The organism is Acinetobacter terrae, from assembly GCF_013004375.1.
Lineage (GTDB): Bacteria > Pseudomonadota > Gammaproteobacteria > Pseudomonadales > Moraxellaceae > Acinetobacter > Acinetobacter terrae.
The window spans coordinates 52457-71696 of the sequence record NZ_JABERI010000035.1; the positions used below are offsets into that span (position 1 = coordinate 52457).

Annotated in this window: 14 protein-coding genes and 3 pseudogenes; 5 read left to right on the plus strand and 12 right to left on the minus strand. The window is 37.4% G+C overall.

Translation table 11 applies throughout. The annotated features are described in order from the left end of the window. Positions 1-83 precede the first annotated feature (83 nt). Together tnpA and HLH14_RS16035 are read left to right on the plus strand one after the other, a co-directional pair. Positions 84-336, plus strand: a pseudogene (tnpA, locus tag HLH14_RS13230) (IS200/IS605 family transposase); the annotation flags it as partial. A 240-nt stretch (positions 337-576) separates the two neighbouring features. Further along, positions 577-780: a hypothetical protein gene (locus HLH14_RS16035; protein ID WP_067723685.1), complete on the plus strand. Its 204-nt coding sequence runs from the start codon at positions 577-579 to the stop codon at positions 778-780. 97 nt (positions 781-877) lie between these two features. Here the strand turns inward: HLH14_RS16035 and HLH14_RS13235 are convergent. Next, a pseudogene (locus HLH14_RS13235) lies at positions 878-970 on the minus strand (transcriptional regulator); the annotation flags it as partial. A 245-nt stretch (positions 971-1215) separates the two neighbouring features. On the opposite strand from HLH14_RS13235, the gene HLH14_RS13240 reads away from it, so the two are divergent. Beyond that, complete coding sequence (locus HLH14_RS13240; RefSeq protein ID WP_086194117.1) at positions 1216-2793, plus strand: Na/Pi cotransporter family protein; 1578 nt, start codon at positions 1216-1218, stop codon at positions 2791-2793. A gap of 8 nt (positions 2794-2801) precedes the next feature. On the opposite strand, the pseudogene HLH14_RS16045 reads toward HLH14_RS13240, so the two are convergent. From HLH14_RS16045 to HLH14_RS13285, 10 genes and pseudogenes are all read right to left on the minus strand, one after another. Further along, positions 2802-2888: pseudogene (locus tag HLH14_RS16045) on the minus strand (hypothetical protein); the annotation flags it as partial. Positions 2889-2904: 16 nt separating this feature from the next. Beyond that, on the minus strand, positions 2905-3972 hold the full coding sequence (locus tag HLH14_RS13245; RefSeq protein ID WP_171533234.1) for an ArsO family NAD(P)H-dependent flavin-containing monooxygenase: 1068 nt from the start codon (positions 3970-3972) through the stop codon (positions 2905-2907). A 167-nt stretch (positions 3973-4139) separates the two neighbouring features. Further along, complete coding sequence (gene arsH, locus HLH14_RS13250; protein ID WP_067723683.1) at positions 4140-4844, minus strand: arsenical resistance protein ArsH; 705 nt, start codon at positions 4842-4844, stop codon at positions 4140-4142. A gap of 4 nt (positions 4845-4848) precedes the next feature. Further along, entirely contained in the window at positions 4849-5889 is a 1041-nt protein-coding gene (gene arsB / locus HLH14_RS13255) for an ACR3 family arsenite efflux transporter (protein ID WP_067723682.1), read from the minus strand. Between the two features lie 5 nt (positions 5890-5894). Then, entirely contained in the window at positions 5895-6368 is a 474-nt protein-coding gene (locus HLH14_RS13260) for an arsenate reductase ArsC (RefSeq protein WP_067723681.1), read from the minus strand. Between the two features lie 3 nt (positions 6369-6371). Beyond that, on the minus strand, positions 6372-6692 hold the full coding sequence (locus HLH14_RS13265; protein ID WP_067723725.1) for an ArsR/SmtB family transcription factor: 321 nt from the start codon (positions 6690-6692) through the stop codon (positions 6372-6374). 58 nt (positions 6693-6750) lie between these two features. Further along, entirely contained in the window at positions 6751-7179 is a 429-nt protein-coding gene (gene arsC, locus HLH14_RS13270; RefSeq protein WP_171533235.1) for an arsenate reductase (glutaredoxin), read from the minus strand. Between the two features lie 295 nt (positions 7180-7474). Continuing rightward, the gene (locus HLH14_RS16230; RefSeq protein ID WP_171533236.1) at positions 7475-11221 is read right to left on the minus strand and encodes a tyrosine-type recombinase/integrase; all 3747 of its coding nucleotides are present in this window, start codon (positions 11219-11221) and stop codon (positions 7475-7477) included. Beyond that, positions 11218-13758 carry a hypothetical protein gene (locus tag HLH14_RS13280; protein ID WP_171533237.1) on the minus strand — a complete coding sequence of 847 codons (2541 nt, stop codon included), beginning with the start codon at positions 13756-13758 and terminating at the stop codon, positions 11218-11220. Before HLH14_RS13280 ends, HLH14_RS16230 begins: the two co-directional genes overlap by 4 nt. A 6-nt stretch (positions 13759-13764) precedes the next feature. Next, complete coding sequence (locus tag HLH14_RS13285) at positions 13765-14247, minus strand: hypothetical protein (RefSeq protein WP_171533238.1); 483 nt, start codon at positions 14245-14247, stop codon at positions 13765-13767. Between the two features lie 477 nt (positions 14248-14724). On the opposite strand from HLH14_RS13285, the gene HLH14_RS13290 reads away from it, so the two are divergent. Both HLH14_RS13290 and HLH14_RS13295 read left to right on the plus strand, forming a co-directional pair. Continuing rightward, positions 14725-14871, plus strand: coding sequence for a hypothetical protein (locus HLH14_RS13290; protein WP_171533239.1), 147 nt, complete (start codon positions 14725-14727; stop codon positions 14869-14871). Positions 14872-15565: 694 nt separating this feature from the next. Beyond that, positions 15566-16243, plus strand: coding sequence for a type 1 glutamine amidotransferase domain-containing protein (locus HLH14_RS13295; RefSeq protein ID WP_086194112.1), 678 nt, complete (start codon positions 15566-15568; stop codon positions 16241-16243). 104 nt (positions 16244-16347) lie between these two features. Here the strand turns inward: HLH14_RS13295 and HLH14_RS13300 are convergent, their stop codons facing one another. Then, positions 16348-19224: a type I restriction endonuclease subunit R gene (locus HLH14_RS13300; protein WP_171533240.1), complete on the minus strand. Its 2877-nt coding sequence runs from the start codon at positions 19222-19224 to the stop codon at positions 16348-16350. Between the last annotated feature and the right edge of the window lie 16 nt (positions 19225-19240).

A 19240-nucleotide genomic window follows, 5' to 3' on the forward strand; every position in this document is an offset into this window, starting at 1 on the left:
TCAGTAACTAAATTAAATTTCAAGCCGAGTCTTTTGCCTCTGCTTCGATAAAATTCGACAATGATTTTAAAAGTTTTTAGGCTGCATCAATAAAGGAGTGCAATGGTGAAGAAGACCATGTTCATATGTTCATTCAATACCCATCAACCATTCAAATTTCCAAGTTGGTGAATAATTTAAAATCAGTAAAAAGCAGAAGAATACGAAATCAATTTTTAGACTTACGGGGGAAGTTATGTAAAACCTGTGCTTTGGTCACGTTCTTATTTTTCTGCCTCATGCAGTGGTACGCCACTCAAAATAATTAAACAGTATATCCAAAATCAACAAGGTTAATTGTTGCGAAATTTACCTCCACCTGAGAAGTACTGCTTCGCAAGATCGAGTAGAGTCCTATTTCATTTTTAAATTTTTTTTGATTATAATTAGATACTTATAATCCTAAAATGACGGGTAAAAATTGCCGAGATATCTTGACCAGACGCTTACCTTTATATTTGGTTAAAAAAACAAATATATAGATATCAAAAGAAGGCATATACTTTATAACAACTAAAATCACATAGGAGCAGAAAAATGCCTCTCAAATTTGTAATTCGCTTCACTAGTATTTTGTTTTCCGTATTAATTCTGGCTGCTATCGCCATTCACTTTTTCTTTTCAAGTAAGCTAACCACGGACTTATGGATCATTTTAGTGCCCACTATTCTGGGTGTTCCAATCTTGACATCAGTTATCTTTACAAAAGATGATGAATTGAGTATCCCATCTGCTGATTAGCGTATCTATATATAAATTAATAAAGTAGTGATCTAATTATTGAAAAGCTCATTGTAAAATAGGCTTTTTTTGTTGTCTAAAAATAAGAAGAGCCAAACTCAACAATTCGACTGGTTTTAATCGCTTTATGCTTTATCGCACCGGCTTCTTTGATCGAAGAAACTAGCTCATCAAATAAATTGTTATCCAAAAAATTACTCCTTCACGAATTGAGACTCAGGATCGCTGTTTATGTGTCAATCAGGTTATTTTTAACTGAAATCACCAAGAAGAATATTTAATCCTCCTCTATAACCGAGTAATAAGTCACTCGAAGACTGCCGGTTTTTCTTTTATTGCCACGAGCACATCCTATTTTAGCTATTCCATCGCCACTCTTAATGACATCACCTTGATCAGGCTGTATTCTGATGTAAAAAATGCATTGAGAGAACTGTGCTCGAAATTATTGCTCAGCTGTGTGGCGGTATTGGTTTATTTTTAATTGGCATGATTTTAATGACCGACAGTCTTAAAGAAATGGCAGGTGAAACTTTACGAGTATGGCTGACCAAATTTACAGGGACACCGTTTAAATCACTGTGTTCTGGTATTGGTCTGACCTTGATTGTCCAATCTTCTACAGCCACTACCCTTGCGACTATTGGTTTTGTCGGGGCGGGAGTATTGAGTTTTACCCAAGCAATTGGGGTGATTATTGGTGCCAATATCGGAACAACCAGTACCGGTTGGATGGTGGCTTTGCTCGGGGTTAAGTTTTCTATTGCCACTTTTGCCTTACCTCTAATTGCTTTAGGCGCGCTGTTAAAATTATTAACCCATGGCCGTTTAGCATTATTGGGTTTTGTACTGGCAGGTTTTGGTCTGATTTTCTTTGGAATTGATCAACTACAGATTGCGATGTCAGGATTTGCTAAACAAGTCGATTTGTCAATTTTTAACTATCACTCATTTGGGCAAAAGCTGTTTCTGGTTTGGATTGGACTGATCATGACGATCTTGCTGCAGTCTTCCAGTGCAGCCATTACTGCGACTCTAGCTGCTTTAGCCAGTACAGCAATTGACCTGCAGCAAGCCTTATTACTGGTGATTGGACAAAATATCGGGACAGTGGCAACTGCAGTACTGGCTGTTATTGGTGGCTCGGTTAATGCCAAGCGGACTGCAGCGGTGCATGTGGTTTTTAATGTGGTCAGTGCGGTATTTGCTTTCTTTGTATTGCTGCCCTTATTTAACTGGACCTATTATCATATTCAATCTATTGCTGCATGGGATGAGGTCGTTATAGTGGCGGCCTTCCATACTTTATTTAGTGTAATGGGCGCATGTATTTTTATACCTTTGATCCATCAATTTAATGACCTCATTTGTAAGTTTTTACCTCAGAAAACGTCCGGTGTGCTCGAAATTCTGGATGAATCTAATCTGGAGATTCCAAGTGTGGCAATCATTGCTGCAGAAAAAGTAGCGTATCAAAGCCTGATTCAGATGTTTGAGATATTGCGTCGTGCTTTTCAGGATGGGGCGACTGTTAGCCCAAAAGAATTCCAGCAATTAGATGAAGTGATTGAACAGCTAGAAGCCTATTTAGAGAAAATTGTGGTTCCAGAATATCAACAAGATAAACAACGCTTGACCTTTTTATTACGCATGATGGTTTATATGCATGTTCTGCGAAGTGATTTGGAAGGTGTTTCCTATGCATTGGTTATTCGGACCCAACCACATATTTATCAAGTGGCTTTAGATTTCCTAAATATTCTGGATCATTATGCAACCAGTTTGGAATTCTTAGAAAATGCTGAAGTCATTGATAATTTTAAACAGGAACTGGCCAATCTTAAACACTGGACAGATGAGAACCGCGCAACCTTACGTGAAGAGGTGATGCAATACGCCACCTTAAACCGGCTAAGTGCAGCAAGAAGTTTAAAGCTTCTTGCTGCAAAACGCTGGCTGGACCGATTGATCGCCCATACCAAAAGATTATCAAAAGTGCTGGCTGAACGTTGAAACCTTTATCAATCCTTTAACAGTCTTCTGGCATCTTTCAAAGCAGTTCTTAAACCTTCTTTCAGAGTGGGATGATAAAAAGGTTTCTTCAAAATATTATCCATGCTCAAATCAAATATTGGCTAAATAAGCTGCAACATCATCCACTGTGGCTCTCGCTGTTCTAGAAACGCCAATTAATGTTGCAGAGGCTAGTCCAGTCCAGTCTCCATATCCCACTAACCACAAGTTCGCGATCTTGACCGACCTTCCGTCCTTAACCTCTACCGAGTTATCTTGCTCTACCGCACCCAGACTGCTCAAGTGATCCAATGAGGCTTTAAAACCCGTGCACCAGATGACCGCATCAACGTGTTCTTCAGAGCCATCAGGCCAAATGACAGAATTTGTGGTAAACGATTTAAAAGGCGGACGACTATGCAAAACCTCTCTCTCCCTCGCCTCCTTAACACTATCAATCATCACAATATCACCAAGCCCCCCAACAGGCTGATCAATGACTTTACCCTCTTGCTGTGCTTTTAAGCGTTCCGTCGCTCTTAAAAACAGTACACGACCGTCCACATCATCGGATAAAAATTGAGGCGGAGTTTTTGTGACCCAAATGGTTTCAGCAACTTGTGAAACCTCAGCGAGTATTTGCGCGCCCGAATTCCCCCCACCCACCACGATGACTTTCTTATCTTTAAATGGATCTGCATTCAGGTAATGGGCTGAATGTAACTGCGTGCCTTGAAAGTTTTCCTGTCCCGGATAATCAGGAATAAACGGCTTGCGCCATGTCCCTGTTGCACTGATCACCACCTTGGCTCGCCAAAACTTTTCTCCAGCATATACGTCTAAATACTTTCCCTTCGATTCCACACGATCGACATGTACTGGACGAACAATCGAAAATTGATATCTCTGTTCATAAGCCGATAAATACTGGATCACCTCATTTCGTGTTGGATAGGTCTGTTCAGTGATGGGCATCATCCAACCGGATAGAGAACTCCAGGTATTAGGAGAAAAAAGACGCAATGACTCCCAGGTATGCAGCCAGGCACCCCCTGCTTGATTTTGCTCATCCAATATAATGAATGGGATTTTCTTGCGCTTTAAAAAATAAGCGGTAGATAAAGCGGCCTGCCCACCACCGATAATGATCACATCAGTTTCAGTCTGTTTCTGGTTCAAAGCCTTCACCTTTTCCTTATTTATCTCTGACTTCTTTAATGTAAAAACCCAATCATGAAGACTGGGTTTTTACAATATTCATTGTACCTTTAACAGCACTTCATCGGTACAGCATAAAAGTGTTACTGACCTGGTAATGAGGCGCAGTATTTAATACCATCCAGCATTTACAAACTGCGCTGATTTACACGATTGGACAACTCTTCAGCCGATTCCTTGCGTTCAGAATAACGATCAGTCAGGTATTTGCTTTGACCACGAGTCAGTAGGGTGAACTTAAATAACTCTTCCATGACATCCACAATCCGGTCATAGAAAGCTGAAGGCTTCATTCGTCCATCTTCTTCGAATTCCAAGAAAGCTTTCGGAATTGAAGACTGATTTGGAATGGTGATCATCCGCATCCAGCGCCCCAAAATACGCATCTGGTTCAGGCTGTTAAATGACTGTGATCCACCACTGACTTGCATCAAGGCAAGGGTTTTACCTTGGGTGGCACGGATTGCCCCTCCTGCCAGTGGAATCCAATCTATTTGTGATTTAAAAATTGAACTCATAGAACCATGGCGTTCAGGTGAACACCAGACCATGCCTTCTGACCATGCTAAAAGTTCATGCAACTCTTTTACTTTTGGATGCTCAGTATCCGCATCTTCAGGTAAAGGAAGCCCTTTAGGATGAAAGATTTTTACTTCCGCCCCAAAATGCTCCAGGATTCGACCGGCTTCAAGAACGGCAAGGCGACTGTAAGAGCGTTCTCGATTCGAGCCGTAAAGGAGCAAAATGCGAGGGGGATGAGCAAGTTCTTTTGCCTGAACTTTTTCAAAAGTCGGTTGCTCAAGAAGATTAAGATCTACGTTTGGGAGATTCATAGAATTAGGCCTCTTTAAAAACTTTTTTTCTCAGCCAGAGCGAAACACTCACCAAGGCAATCAACACCGGAACTTCGACCAATGGACCAATAATCGTGGTAAAAGCAACAGGTGAAGCGATACCAAAAGTGGCAATTGCGACTGCCAGTGATAATTCAAAATTATTCCCGGCTGCAGTAAATGCGATTGCTGTGGTCTTAGGATAGTCATTGCCCATCCATTTACTCATAAAGAAGCTGATAAAGAACATCAAAACGAAGTAAATGGTTAAAGGAACCGCGATTCGTAAAACTTCCAGTGGAAGACTCACGACATCACCACCTTTTAGGCTAAACATGGCCAGAATCGTGAACAGTAAAGCCATTAAACTCAGCGGGCTGATTTTCGGAATAAACTGAGTTTCATACCACTCTACCCCTTTTTGTTTCACCAGAATCCAACGCGTTAAGAAACCCAACAGAAATGGAATACCAAGATAAACCAGAACAGCATGGGTGATGGTCCAGAAATCAACATGAATGACCTGTGAAGCAACACCGAAATAAGGTGGCAGGAAGGTCAGGAATAACCAGGCATAGGTACTGAAGAATAAAATCTGGAAGATACTGTTAAAGGCAACTAAGGCTGCAACATATTGATTATCACCACAAGCTAGGCCATTCCAAACCAATACCATGGCAATACATCGAGCTAGACCGATCAGGATGACACCAGTCATATATTCGGGATAGCTATGTAAAAATATAATAGCCAGAGCAAACATCAGTACTGGAGCAATTAGCCAGTTTTGTATTAAAGATAAAGTTAGTGTTTTTTTATCTTTAAATACTTGTGGCAACGTCGCATAGTTCACTTTTGCCAGGGGTGGATACATCATCAGAATAAGACCAACTGCAATTGGAATATTCACAGAGTTGATACTTAATTGATCGAGTGCGACAGAAGCTTGCGGAAAGAAGTTCCCGATGGCAATACCTAGAGCCATGGCAATAAAAATCCATAGCGTCAGGTTACGATCTAAAAAGGATAAGCGTTTTTCAGACATATCTCTTACTCGACATTCGAAATTTTATTGATTTCAGCAATGAGTTCAGGACGAGAGAGTTTATTTACATCGAGGGCAAATAAAGCATCTAAGCGTTTATTGATATGTTCAACAGTGCTCATAAAGGCTTTCATTTTTTCTTCTTTATTCACTTCTAGGTGTGAAGGATCAGCCAATCCCCAATGTGCCTTGATTGCACCACCCAAATAAAGTGGACAGGCTTCTTGAGCAGCAGAGTCACATACCGTGATCACAACATCAGGTTGGTACTGTTCACAGTCATCAATCGTTTTACTCCATAAACCTTCGGTAGATAACCCTAAGTTTTCAAGGGTTTCTATGGTCAGCGGGTGCACTTGTCCTGAAGGCTTACTCCCAGCACTATATGCTTTCCAACCTTCCGGGGCACGGCTATTAAACAAAACTTCTGACAAGATGCTACGGCAGCTATTGCCTGTACAAAGAAATAAAAACTTCATTTTTTACTCACAATGAATTTGAATACAAGAATCAGGTATAGGTGATTTATTCAGACTTTCTGTAGGTTGTAGTTCTGCAAGAATTGCAAAACACCACTCGGGTAATTTTTGGTTAATACTGTAATACACCCATTGCCCTTGACGACGATCGGTTAGTAGCCCGACTGAACGTAAAAGAGCTAAATGGCGAGAAATTTTAGGCTGGCTCAGTTGGAGTTTTTCGGTGAGGTCACAAACACAAAGCTCTTGATGCTTCGCTACCAAGACAACAATGTTCAGACGTGTCTCGTCCGCTAAACATTTAAAGAAATTGACTTGTTCCATCGCTGCACCTCTCTGTTCATGTGGATATATAAATATCCACATATATTAACCAATTTTTTTATTTCAATCTTTGTCCATTTTCATCTACTATTTTTTCACCATCTTCTTTGCTAAAAGCACCTTTTTGTGGGAAAGGTAAAATATCTAGTACCACTTCTGATGGTCTTGCCAGACGTGTACCCAATTCTGTAACTACAAAAGGACGGTTAATTAACAGCGGATACTGCAGCATAAAATCTATAAGTTGTTCATCAGACCAATCTTCTTGATCAAGCCCTAAATCAGAATACGGTGCTACATTGCTTCGTATAGCTTGTCTAACTGTAAGATTTGCATCTTGAATCATGCGGCGTAGCTCATCTTGCGATGGCGGCATTTGTAAATAGTGAACAACTGTAGGCTCAATTCCTGCATTTTGGATTAAAGCCAAGGCATTCCTGGACGTACCACACTCAGGATTGTGGTAAATCTTTACGGTCGAGGTCATTTTTGCTGACTCTGCTGTTAAAAAACTTAGAGATATTTATATATGTATTTCCATATATATGCAAATACATATATTAAAATTCTTTTATTTGGTGAACTGAGCTTTCAAAAATTCATAAAATATTTGTATTTTTTCTCACAAGTTTAAACTTGAAGCATTCAAGGATAGGTATTCCTCCTTCTACAAACTATCAATAATGGCTATTGAATTACTCGATTGTTTTTCACGATTGAAAATACCCCCTGAAGACTAGTCAAAAAGACCCTAGCTTAAAATTTTGGATAACACACTTAGGCTATTTTTTATTCGAAAAGCTAGGATGCATGATCATCCAAAGATGCATATATGATCTAAAATCCTGAAAATGAATAGTCTTTTGCTTATAGATAAATTTGAATGTTAGCTCGAAATATTGATACTTATTCAAACCATTGAGATTGTGATCTATTTTTATTTTTTCAAATTCCTTCTCCTCTGGATTATAACCTCTTAAATGCCATACTTGCTTGCCAAATAAAGAGATCCCCATATTTCTAAAATTTTCGAGGAAAAGTCGATCTTGTTCTGTATTGTAGAACTTTATAAATGCCTCAGAACGACGAGTCCTAAAAACCATAATCTCTAACATCCGCTTAAAATCATCAAGTTCCACCCAAGTTAGCACTTTCCTTTGTAGTGACCTATTCAACTGTAAGAAATAACTACGGCGATCTATTTCACTACTCATTTTGGGTAAAATTGTTCCGTTTCGTTTGTCATCAATTAGCCTCGACCTCCTTCTGTTGGTAACTGCTACCATCGCTATACGCTCTGCACTTTGCCAATACATTTGCAGATCTGGATTTAGACTGGTTTCAATACCTTGCTGCAATGATTTTTCATAAGCGGATAATTGACCAAAAACTTCGAGTGGATAATGCCAATACAAGGTTTCTGAAGACTTCTTGTATTCCACTGGTTGCTGCAAATAAGGAAGTGACGATGCACTGGTTTTAAATTTTAGGAAATTGCATTGTTTATTCAATAGCTTGGAAGATAAAATAATAGGCTGTTCATCATGACTTTGCTTATTATGAATTAAATATTCATATACCTTTTTAGGCATTTTAAACGTTTGCTGCTGTAGACTAGACATGATGATCAGATCTGCTACATGTAAATAAGTTTCTGCAGTCGTGGCTAAAGACTCATGCCCAAATAAATCTGATAAAACTAACCATTTCTTCTGGGAAATAGAATCCACATTGGTATGTATACCCAAAAGTTTTTCACGAATTCGAGTCGAATGTGGCTGTGTATAATCGGTATATCCTTCGATTAAAGCATGATCTGCATGCATGACCAAAAACAGTTGATTGATTGCAGTGTGACGGAAACTATGTAACCTGTAAGGTGCCTGACCTAAACGATTCCATTGCCAGGTTTTAAATAATTGATTAAGAAAATTTCCGGTAATTTTTTGCCCATTAAAAATAAATAATGCATCCTTATTTTTACTATTTGAAAATCTTTGACTGAGGAATTTCGAGAGTAATTCATTTTCTTGTGCAGTCAGTAATAAACTTATGGGGATACGACGTTTTGCTTTTTTTGACTTCAACCGACGTAAAGGATTAGGACAAATTCGAAAAACAATTGGGGATTCAGGTGTCGCCTGAATCACATCTTTGACTCGTAGGCCCAATAACTCATTTGCCCTTAAACCCGTCCGATACAATATCGTAAACAATAAAATAAATGGCGATACATCAAAATTAAAATTTTCAAATCCCCCAATTTTCTTTTCTAAATCCAATTGGAGTTGCTGCATAATTGCTGGTGAAATCATGCGCGCTTCGACTATATGTTTCATTGCTATTTTTTCAAGTTGATCTTTATTAATTGGAGGAACGTTACGAAATCCCAATTCATGTTCAAGAACATCAGATTGATTTTTCTCAGAATCATATTGATTAAAAGCTTTCTCTTTACTTTGAAATTCATGAAATTCTATTAATAATTTACGTAACTGACTGACTACCTTGTTATTTTTTAAATTTTCACCAGTCGATATGAGCTCATTATTTGATTCTTCAGTATCTCTGTCTTTTGCTAAATCAATTATCCTTTGATAAAAATCCAGATAATCTTCCATATTAAAAGAACGTAGTTCTATTTTTTCATGGGCACAGATAAACATCCAACGTGACAATAAAACTGATCGTTCATTGCTGAAATGTTCAACTGTAGTCCTCTTCTCAATTGCCTTGTTTATCTTAAAGATAAAAAACTTCACTAAACGGTAATAGGCATGCCATACGCCTTGATCTATAGCTGAAATTTTTTGATTGTTTTGTCGCTTTTCTAACTCATCTGCATAACTTTGATATTGCTGTAATAATTCTGGAAATTTGCTTTTACCACGAATTTCTAAACATTTTTTTTGATCTTGATTTTCATAATAGAAATAGTGTTCAAAATCATCTGTAGGGGTTGTATCTTCATCTTCGTCTTTATTCGTTATACCTTCGTCTTCTGTTGTATCTTTGATTTTTGGCTGAGTTTCACTATCTAGTATTTGAATGAGTTGAGTCGAGAAACTATTAATATTACCCTGTCTTAACAGTTGCCATTGTTCTGGTGGCAAGCTACAGCTTTGTTGTTCAAAACAAGCGATTTGCTTAAAAAATTGATCCAAATGATTATGTGGCAATAACTCTAAGCTCGTGATGATAGCGAATTTATCTTTGAGTAAACTTTTCAAATTCGCATAATAGGATAAATAGACATTTATATTCCTATCCAGTAGATTCACATCAAATTTTAAATAATCCCCGTTTTCAATATCCTCACTATCTTGCTGTATAAAACGTTTTTCAAAACAACGCATCAAGTAAATGAGCAAACTTTTACTCACTTCGTCCATTCGCCACAATCTCGGCATACAAACCCTATTACCTAATTGGATACCATAATTTGACTGCTCAACTTTTAATAAAATACATGGGTATCGTTCATCTGGTTGTTGCTGGTAATAGAGTGGGTAATGAACCGCAGCATTGTGTTGGATTTCCTCCTGTAAGTTAAAAAACAAGCGGTAGCCTATCCATATGTCCCAAAAATGGTTATCTAGGTCATTCCAGCGCTTTTCGAGTATAGGTAATTGAAGAGAGGCTTGTTCTTTAAATAAAAGAGTGTCTATTTTATTTAAAAAGCTTTTCACCTTCCAAGGCTTCTTTATAGTTTGTAGAAATACCCCCAATTGCTTTTGCTCTAAAGATGTGAGATGCCACATGGTGGTAATATAACTCTGCATTTTTTCTTGTTGTTGAAACAAAGGGGATAATGATTTTCCCAACTGATCGAAATGTTGTTTCAGCTTGTCTAATTGTCTATAACACATCGAGTTTATATAATGCTTATGAAGCATCAGCCTTTGTTGCATAATTGAAATAGAAGAGTTTTCTTCTTGTTCTATGGCGTATTGCAGCTCTCCAAGTTCAAATAAACACTCCTTAAATTGCGATTGTATTTGCTCTTTGCTATCTACCTTTAATTTGCATTTGGGTGCAGATTTAAGCACTATACTACCCATCAAATGTAAGCTAAGCCATCGAGCGAATGCTTGTAAAGCGGCAAGATCAGTCAACCCTCCATATATCACACTACTCAATAATAGAGTTTGAAAAATTTGCTTTTCATCTGCACCTTTTATATGGGTTAATAATTCCTTTAAAAAACCATCTCTTAGTTGTTGGATCTGTTTAATTTGCATGAATAAATTCGGATCATTATTTAACTGATCGCGTTTTAACCGATACACTTGTGTCGGTATCTCAATATCTTCAGCAATTTTCTGATCCAGTTTTAACTGTTCAATCTTCTGCTTTAAATGGGTGAAAGCTTCAGTATATTCATCAATGCCCAAACGTTTTTTTATCCGAACTTTGGCCTGTTCATATTTCTTAGCAAATTGGCTTGATAAAATTTCTTTAGACTCTAAACCTTTAAGCAGTTCTGCAAATTCAAGTGGTAATTGAACATCAGCTTTTTCTATACTCACGCAACCTGCTCCAAACCCAACTCTAGTAGTAATTGATCCAAGGCTTTTTTTATTACAGTCACATCAGCCAGTGCCGCTGATGAAGTTTTTGGATTTAAAAACTCATCATTAAAGTCTTCATGACCCATGATCTGATTAACAGTGGTTTTGGACAAGTATTGACCTGCCTCATTTTGATAATTAATTAAATATGAATAGCAAAAATGACGATGCCAATTATCTGCCCATTTTTTTCCACTTTTCTGGTCTTTAATCTGAACATCAGCTCGACTCATCTGCTGGCATTGAGACGCCTGCATTCCCTCAATAAGAGAAAAATTGAACTTTTGCAAAGCTAAATATCCTTGAGAATCAGGAGCTTTTTTCTGCATCTGATCGGTCGTGATTAAATGTATTATCCCATAATCACTTGTCTGTATCTTCTGCCAAATCTCGTAGAGGTTCGGATTAAACACCATATATTTTTTAAAAAAATTCTCTAAATAGGACAAGTAGTTTGTTAAAGCCTGCTTTAAAAATGGATGTATATACAGAATTCTGGAGTTATCTTGATTTACACGTTGTTGTTTATCTGACACGATTAACAGATTATGATCTAAGCTCATCTTACTGAGTTTAGTGGGTACTCCAATCACCGGTCGTCCTGCAAGAAATATCAAACTGGTATGCCAAATCCATTCAGCGTAAGCATTGAATTGTTGAATGATATTCACAGGCTGATTTATCTTTTTTAAAAGACCAGCCAACAATATACTTACAGCTTTTTTATCGGGAATAAACGAACTACCCACTATCAGATCTGATGCATCTTGAGATTCATCGCTAAATTGCAAATTCTGATCTGGAAGAGCGAGTAATTCATTTTCTAAGTCTTGATTATCTCTTCCACTATTTAAATATTGTACATAACGCAGGTAATCATTTTCGGCTGTTCGTTTAGATACTTGCCCATAATAACTACCCGTTGCTTGGTTTGATGGTGTTCGTGCTAAGAGATTGGCAGTGTATTGATTACTCCATTCTTGCTCTAACATAAATTTAAGATGACGTTGGATACGCATAAGAGAAATTGGACCAATTCTAAGCCCTTGCTCTTTTGCAACTTGCCTAATCTTAAGTTCAATGTTTGTTCTATTTTGGGCAGTATTTTTTAAAGCAGAATCTCTTAAAGCTTGAACCAATGGACTAGGAATACGAACTTGTAGTTCTCTTAAGTTATTATTCTGAAACATTCGTTTGGATTCAGTAATCTGCAACTCAATTTTCCAACGCACAATTTGATAATGTCCGACTCTATTAAATTCTAAATTTGGATGTAACTTTTCCCCTTTTAATAGAAAATTTGTTGCATTTTCTCCAGTTAAAAAAGATAGTAAGGCTGTCGCCAATAATCCTTTATCATCTTTCGCCTGCGTTTCCTTAAAAGCCTTAAGTAGCCCCATAAATAGCGCTTGACCCGAATCTTGATCAAAAAAATGATCATTACATAATGAGGCTCTTTCTACCCAAGACTGATCTTGAATGATCTGATTAATAACCTTACTGCTGAATTCTTTTTCTTCTCCAGCCAAAAATTTTGCCAAACCGCTCTGTGAATCTAGCTCAACACAAGCAATATCTACCGGTTCAATATCAGCACCATCCGTGACCTCAGCCAATAATTTCACCGGTTTTTTTAATCCGTCCAACGGTTTTTCGATATCTATAACAGATTTTTGTTCTTTCTTGGTTTTAACAATAATGCGTTTACGCTGAATATTATTTAAAGTACTACGCCACAACGAAAAAAATTGTGTATCAGCATCAGTTTTTACGGATGTTTGATCTGTTGATTGCTGAAAAAAATCAGATTCAATAGGATGCTTAGCATCCCTAAGAAAGTAAGATGCTATTAAATTCCAAATATCATTTAACGAATAAAAATTCGCTCTATGTAATATCTCTAAGTCGAGCAATGATCTGAAATTTTTATAAACCGCTTTCTTACTTAAAAAAAGTAAACGAAAGTGTGCAAGAATTCGTTCTTGTTTTGATCGACTTTGTTTAATGGTACTTAAGTGAATAACTATACGTAAACCCAAATGCATGAGTTTTTGTTTTTGCTGGGAAGGTAATTCACTTTTAAGATATGCTGCAACAAATGCATAAAATGGATATTTACCAATGCTGCCTTTCTTAATCAAAAAAGTATTAAAGAACGTTTTTTGAAAAGTTGTTTCTATTTGCCAACTTTTTAATTCATCACGAATACTTGCAAAAAGTTGTTCATCTTCTACAAAATAGTATTCAAAGTTTGATTCATTTTGCTTAATTTCTTCATCTTTGTCTTTGTGAATAACAATAGTTTCACTCTCACTGTTAGCAAGCTCATCATTTTTGTATTGTTCAAGCATCCTCATTAATGAAGATTCAAAAAAATCATGTTGCTGTTGCATTCTCTGTTGATCTGAGAATTCTAATGCTAATTGATCAATACTTAATTCAATTAATTTTTTCAAGGTCTCTTTCGATAAGTTTATTTTAGAAATATCAGACATAAAGACTCAATCTCTTGATAGATTTTTAATAGAAATATTTAAACTTGAAGAAGGTAAATTCAAAAATTTTGCATATTGACTGATAGAAATTTTCGACATTTTAAATGCATTCATTAAATCTTTATCTTGAAGACTATTATTATCTAAAAATACATGTCTAAAAAAATTAGCTTTATCTTCTATTTTTTTAAGTCGTTTTACGCAATCAGCCAAATATATACATGCAATATTTTTATGACCACCCCCTCCATAATTAATGATATCTATTTTCTTAACAACCTCTTTCGATAATAGAAATAACTCAAAATAGTTAATTAAAAATATATGATTTTCAATACAAGTTGCACAGATATCAAAATCCAGATAATTAATTCTTTCTATTTCTCTTCCTTGAATTAAATCATTCCAAGTAAAATAAATTAAAAAAACAGATTCATGTATAAAATACTGTTTTAAATCTCCATTTTTTTTATCTATTTTCTTGTGCATAAATTTCAATCTAAACAATAGGCAAAACAACATTAATGAAATAAAAATTATTGTCAATTAAATTTACAATTTTTAACATTCAAAATTTCACTAAATCTGTTTACTTTTAAATTTATATTTTTTTTAAAGTTTTTTAATATGAAAAATAACCTATTGTTTTTATATATATTTTTTAAATATAAATATTGACATATTTCACACTAGCTATGTATAACTTGATGATATACCCTCCCCTTCTTAGACTTTATGATGTCTTAAGTTTTATTTTTACGACCCCAGCTTTTATATCAAATTTGAGAACCAAGTTATGTTCATAGAATTTCATAATAAATATATTATAAAATCTAGACTTCAATATAAATTTAAAAATCGAGTTTAATCTATTTTTAATTAATATAAAATATATGGTCTATATATAAAAACAAGCTAGGTTAGATAATGTTTAAAATTTAATTCAAACATGTAATATTTTTTTAAATGCTATTTAAGACCAAAATAACCAAACTCAAACTCAAACTCAAACTCAAACTCAAACTCAAACTCAAACTCAAACTCAAACTCAAACTCAAACTCAAACTCAAACTCAAACTCAAACTCAAACTCAAACTCAAATTATTTAATTAAAAATTAAAAATTAAAAATTAAAAATTAAAAATAATATTTAGGATTTTCATTAAATTTTCTAAGCATTTTTTATTTAATTCCAGAATTTTAGTGTTATTTTAGAAAAATCAAACGTACTTAAATAATTAAAACTTTACCAAAATAAACCCCGTATTTTTATGAATGGTTAAAGCCATTAAATTAAACCTCTCTCATAAATCATTTTTCGCTTAACTACGAGTTGTAAATTTCAGCAATTAAATTGAATCTCAAGCCGAGTCTTTTTCCTGTATTTCGATAATGTTTAACCCATATTCTGAAGATCTTTAAATGGTCAAATACAGGTTCACCACTCCCTTCTTTTTTCTTGATTTCCGGTTACAGCGTTTTAATTCAGGATCCCGTTTGCGGCGTCCCTTTGCTTTTAATGACAATAGACTTTTTGGATACAAAGCCTAACCTTTATCTGCAAGTACACAGGCTCCTGCAGCAATCGGATTTAAAGTTTGTTTAAGTCGCCTGAACTGGTAGCGAAAAGCTTTTTATATCGATATCTTTCATGCATAAGTTATGCATGAATATTTTAAAATTTACGGTACAGATCATTACCAAAAAGATCATCTTTTTTTGATTGATCCAAGTAGTCTAAGGGTATTACTTTATGAACTAACCGCACCTCAGTAGAACTTAAAAGTACAACCATTAGGTAAACAATATGAAAATTCTTGTCGTTCTTACATCACATGACCAACTTGGCAACACAGGCAAGAAGACAGGATTCTGGCTTGAAGAGCTTGCAGCACCTTATTATGCCTTTATCGATGCCGATGCAGAAGTGACATTAGCCTCTCCCAAAGGGGGGCAACCACCGCTCGATCCTAAAAGTAACGAACCCGATTCTCAGACTGAAACAACGCATCGTTTTGAAGCAGATTCTGCTGCCATGCAGGCACTTGCTCATACCCAAAAACTGAGCGAAATTTCTATCGCTGACTTTGATGCAGTGTTCTATCCAGGCGGTCATGGTCCCTTATGGGATTTAGCAGAAGATACAGATTCAATTGCCCTGATCGAACAAGCTATTCAGATCGGTAAACCTGTTGCCGCTGTATGCCATGCGCCTGGAGTGCTTCGTCACGTTAAAACAGAACAGGGTAAACCGTTAGTTGCAGGTAAGTCAGTCACAGGTTTTAGCAATAGCGAGGAAGCTGCAGTGGGTCTGACTGAAATAGTTCCTTTTCTGGTAGAAGATGTGCTTAAGGAAAATGGGGGGAATTATTCCAAAGTGGATGATTGGCAAGTGCATGTTGAGGTTGATGGATTGCTCGTCACTGGACAAAATCCAGCTTCTTCTGAGGCAACAGCCCACGCACTACTTAAACTGTTAAATTAATCCATAACCCATGGCTGATCTCATTTTAAACGTGATCAGCCATTTGAAGTGAATAAATTGAGAGGCTATGACCAGAATGACGATTTCTGAAAGTCTTTTATAATCTATATCCCGACATAAAATTTCTCAATAAACTGCCGTGTCTTCACCAGCAGATTTGAAAATACATTATCCCGTTCAAACAGCTTCACCTTATAGTTCAGCAAATCTTTCAGTTCTTCCTTACGTGGCAAACGTTTGGTGAACTGGTAATGATCCAGTACTTGTTTCATCACTTCAGGCTTGAGGTTTTCTGCTTCACAGATGTGTTGATAGGCCTGTTCTTTTTCGAAATCCCAGAATGCTGCAAAAGCGGTTTGCACACTTTGACCATTGATCATTTTGGGCAGGTTTTCATTAATGAACTTCTTGATCAGTTCCTGCTTGTCATACAGACTCACGTCATTACCCAGCAGGTCATAGACCTGTGCTTCGTATTTCTTACGTTTCTCATCATCCCCTGCATCAATCGCCAGTTGCAACAGGTTGAGGATATAACCGACATTGATCCGGTCGCTGTGCAGCAAGTCCAGCTGGAAATCGACATCATCCAGTACCGATACTTTTTCTCTGGTGGTGGTCTTGCGCAGATCACGGCACAAGTCTGCATATTTAGAAGCAAAGTTAGCAAAGTGCTGTTTATCGAGCTTGGTTTGATCCTGATCATATTCCACAAAGGTTTGTAACTGCGCGTTATAACGCATCACTTCACGGAAAGCCTTGATAAATGCTAGTTGATCCTCTTCGGTCAAGAGTGCATCGACGGCCTGATAGTCAGGACTAATCGCCAAGAGCTTTGCTACTGCATTTTCATAGTCTTTTTTGATGTCTTCAAAACTTGGCACCAGTACGATCTGTCTGCTCTCCTTATTCGAGAACAGCGCCAGTGCTTCATCGGTCGCCCGTTTCAAATTACGGAAACAGATAATATTGCCAAAAGGCTTCTTGTCGTTATAGACCCGGTTAGTGCGAGAAAAAGCCTGAATCAAACCATGATATTTCAGGTTTTTATCGACATACAGCGTATTCAGTGGCTTGGAGTCAAATCCGGTCAGGAACATATTGACCACCATTAAAATATCGATCTGCTTCTTTTTCACCCGCTCTGCAATATCGCGGTAATAGGCGTAAAAGCCATCACCTGAATTGTAGTTGGTGCCAAACTGGACATTATAGTTGGCAATATAACGGTCGAGCTTATCGCGATTGGACTGATTAATCTGGGTGGGTACATCGGCGGCTTCTTCTTCAATCAAGCCATTCTGATCTTCAGTATTAACGGCTTCATTGGCGCCATAAGAGAAAATGGTGGCAATCGTCAGCGGTTTGAACAGTCGACCTTGTGCTTCATCTTCAATTTGTTTGGCGGCTTGAACCTTTTCAAACATCTCGTAGTATTGGGTCAGCGTAGCCACGGAACTGACACAGAACATCGCAGTAAATTCGCCATTGCGGGTTTTGGTCGGATGGGTATCGACAATATAACGCGCAATCATTTCCAGACGTTGCGGATTATCATACAGCTCTTGGGTATCAATCCCTTCGACATCTTCATTATACGACTCATTAGTCTGCATACCTTTACTGCTGTATTTTCCACGATAATCAATCTGGAACTGCAGCACGTTACGATCCCGAATAGCATCGACAATCACGTACTGATGCAGGCACTGATTAAACAGATGATCTGTGGTGAGCTTTAAACCGGCTTTGGACTGGCTGTTTTCTGCAAAGATCGGGGTTCCGGTAAAACCAAACATCTGGGCATTGCTAAAGAACTTCTTGATGTTTTGATGGGTATCGCCAAACTGGCTACGATGACATTCGTCAAAGATAAACACTACTTTCTGGTCTTTCAGATAATCAATGTATTCCAGATAGCGGTCGCTGCTGATCGCGCGGTTCAGCTTTTGCAAGGTAGTAACAATCAGTTTGTCATGCCGTTGATCGAGCTGTTTCACCAAGGTATGCGTGCTATCGGTACTGTCCACACTGTCGGCTTTAAAGGCGTTGAACTCTCTTGAGGTTTGCGTATCGAGATCATTGCGATCCACGACAAATAATACCTTTTCCACATCCGGCATTTTCATGATGATCTGGCTGGCTTTAAACGAGGTCAGGGTTTTACCCGAGCCTGTGGTGTGCCAGATATAGCCATTTCGATTTGAAGTCTGTACCTGCTGGACAATCTTCTGTACCGCATAAATTTGGTAAGGACGCAGCACCATCAATTCTTTAGAGGTTTCATGCATCACCATATATTGGCTGATCATATCGGTGATATGTGCCGGGGTCAGAAACACTTCTGTAAACTTGACCACTTCATTGATGGTTTTGTTGTCGATCCCTGCCCAAGGAAAGGCAAAGTCGATATGTTTGGTGCCGTTGGAATAGTAACGGGTATTGGCACCATTGCTGATCACAAACAGCTGAATAAAACTGAATAAGCCCTGCCCTGCCCAATAGGCTTCACGGGTATAACGCAAAGTTTGATTAAAGGCTTCGGCAATTTCCATACCGCGCTTTTTCAGCTCAATCTGAACCAAAGGCAAGCCATTGACCAACAAAGTCACGTCAAAGCGGCTGGTACGACCATTATGATCGCGATGATCAATGGTAATTTGATGGGTCACCTGATAGATATTTTTGGAAGCATCATTGAACAGGAAATCGATATGTCGACTGGAACCATCATCAAACTTCACAGGAAAGCGGTCACGCAGATTTTTGGCACGTTCAAACACGGTGCCGGAATTTAAATGACTGATCACCTGTTTCCATTCATCTTGCGATAAAGGTTGTAAACCATTGGCACGTTCAATCTGCGTTTTCAGGTTAGACAGTAGCTGGCTTTCGTCCTTGAGCGTTACCGATGCATAACCCAGTTGTTTGAGTTGATCAATCAGTTCATTTTCAAGTTGATATTCGCTTTGTACCGTCATTCCCTTTCCCCCCATA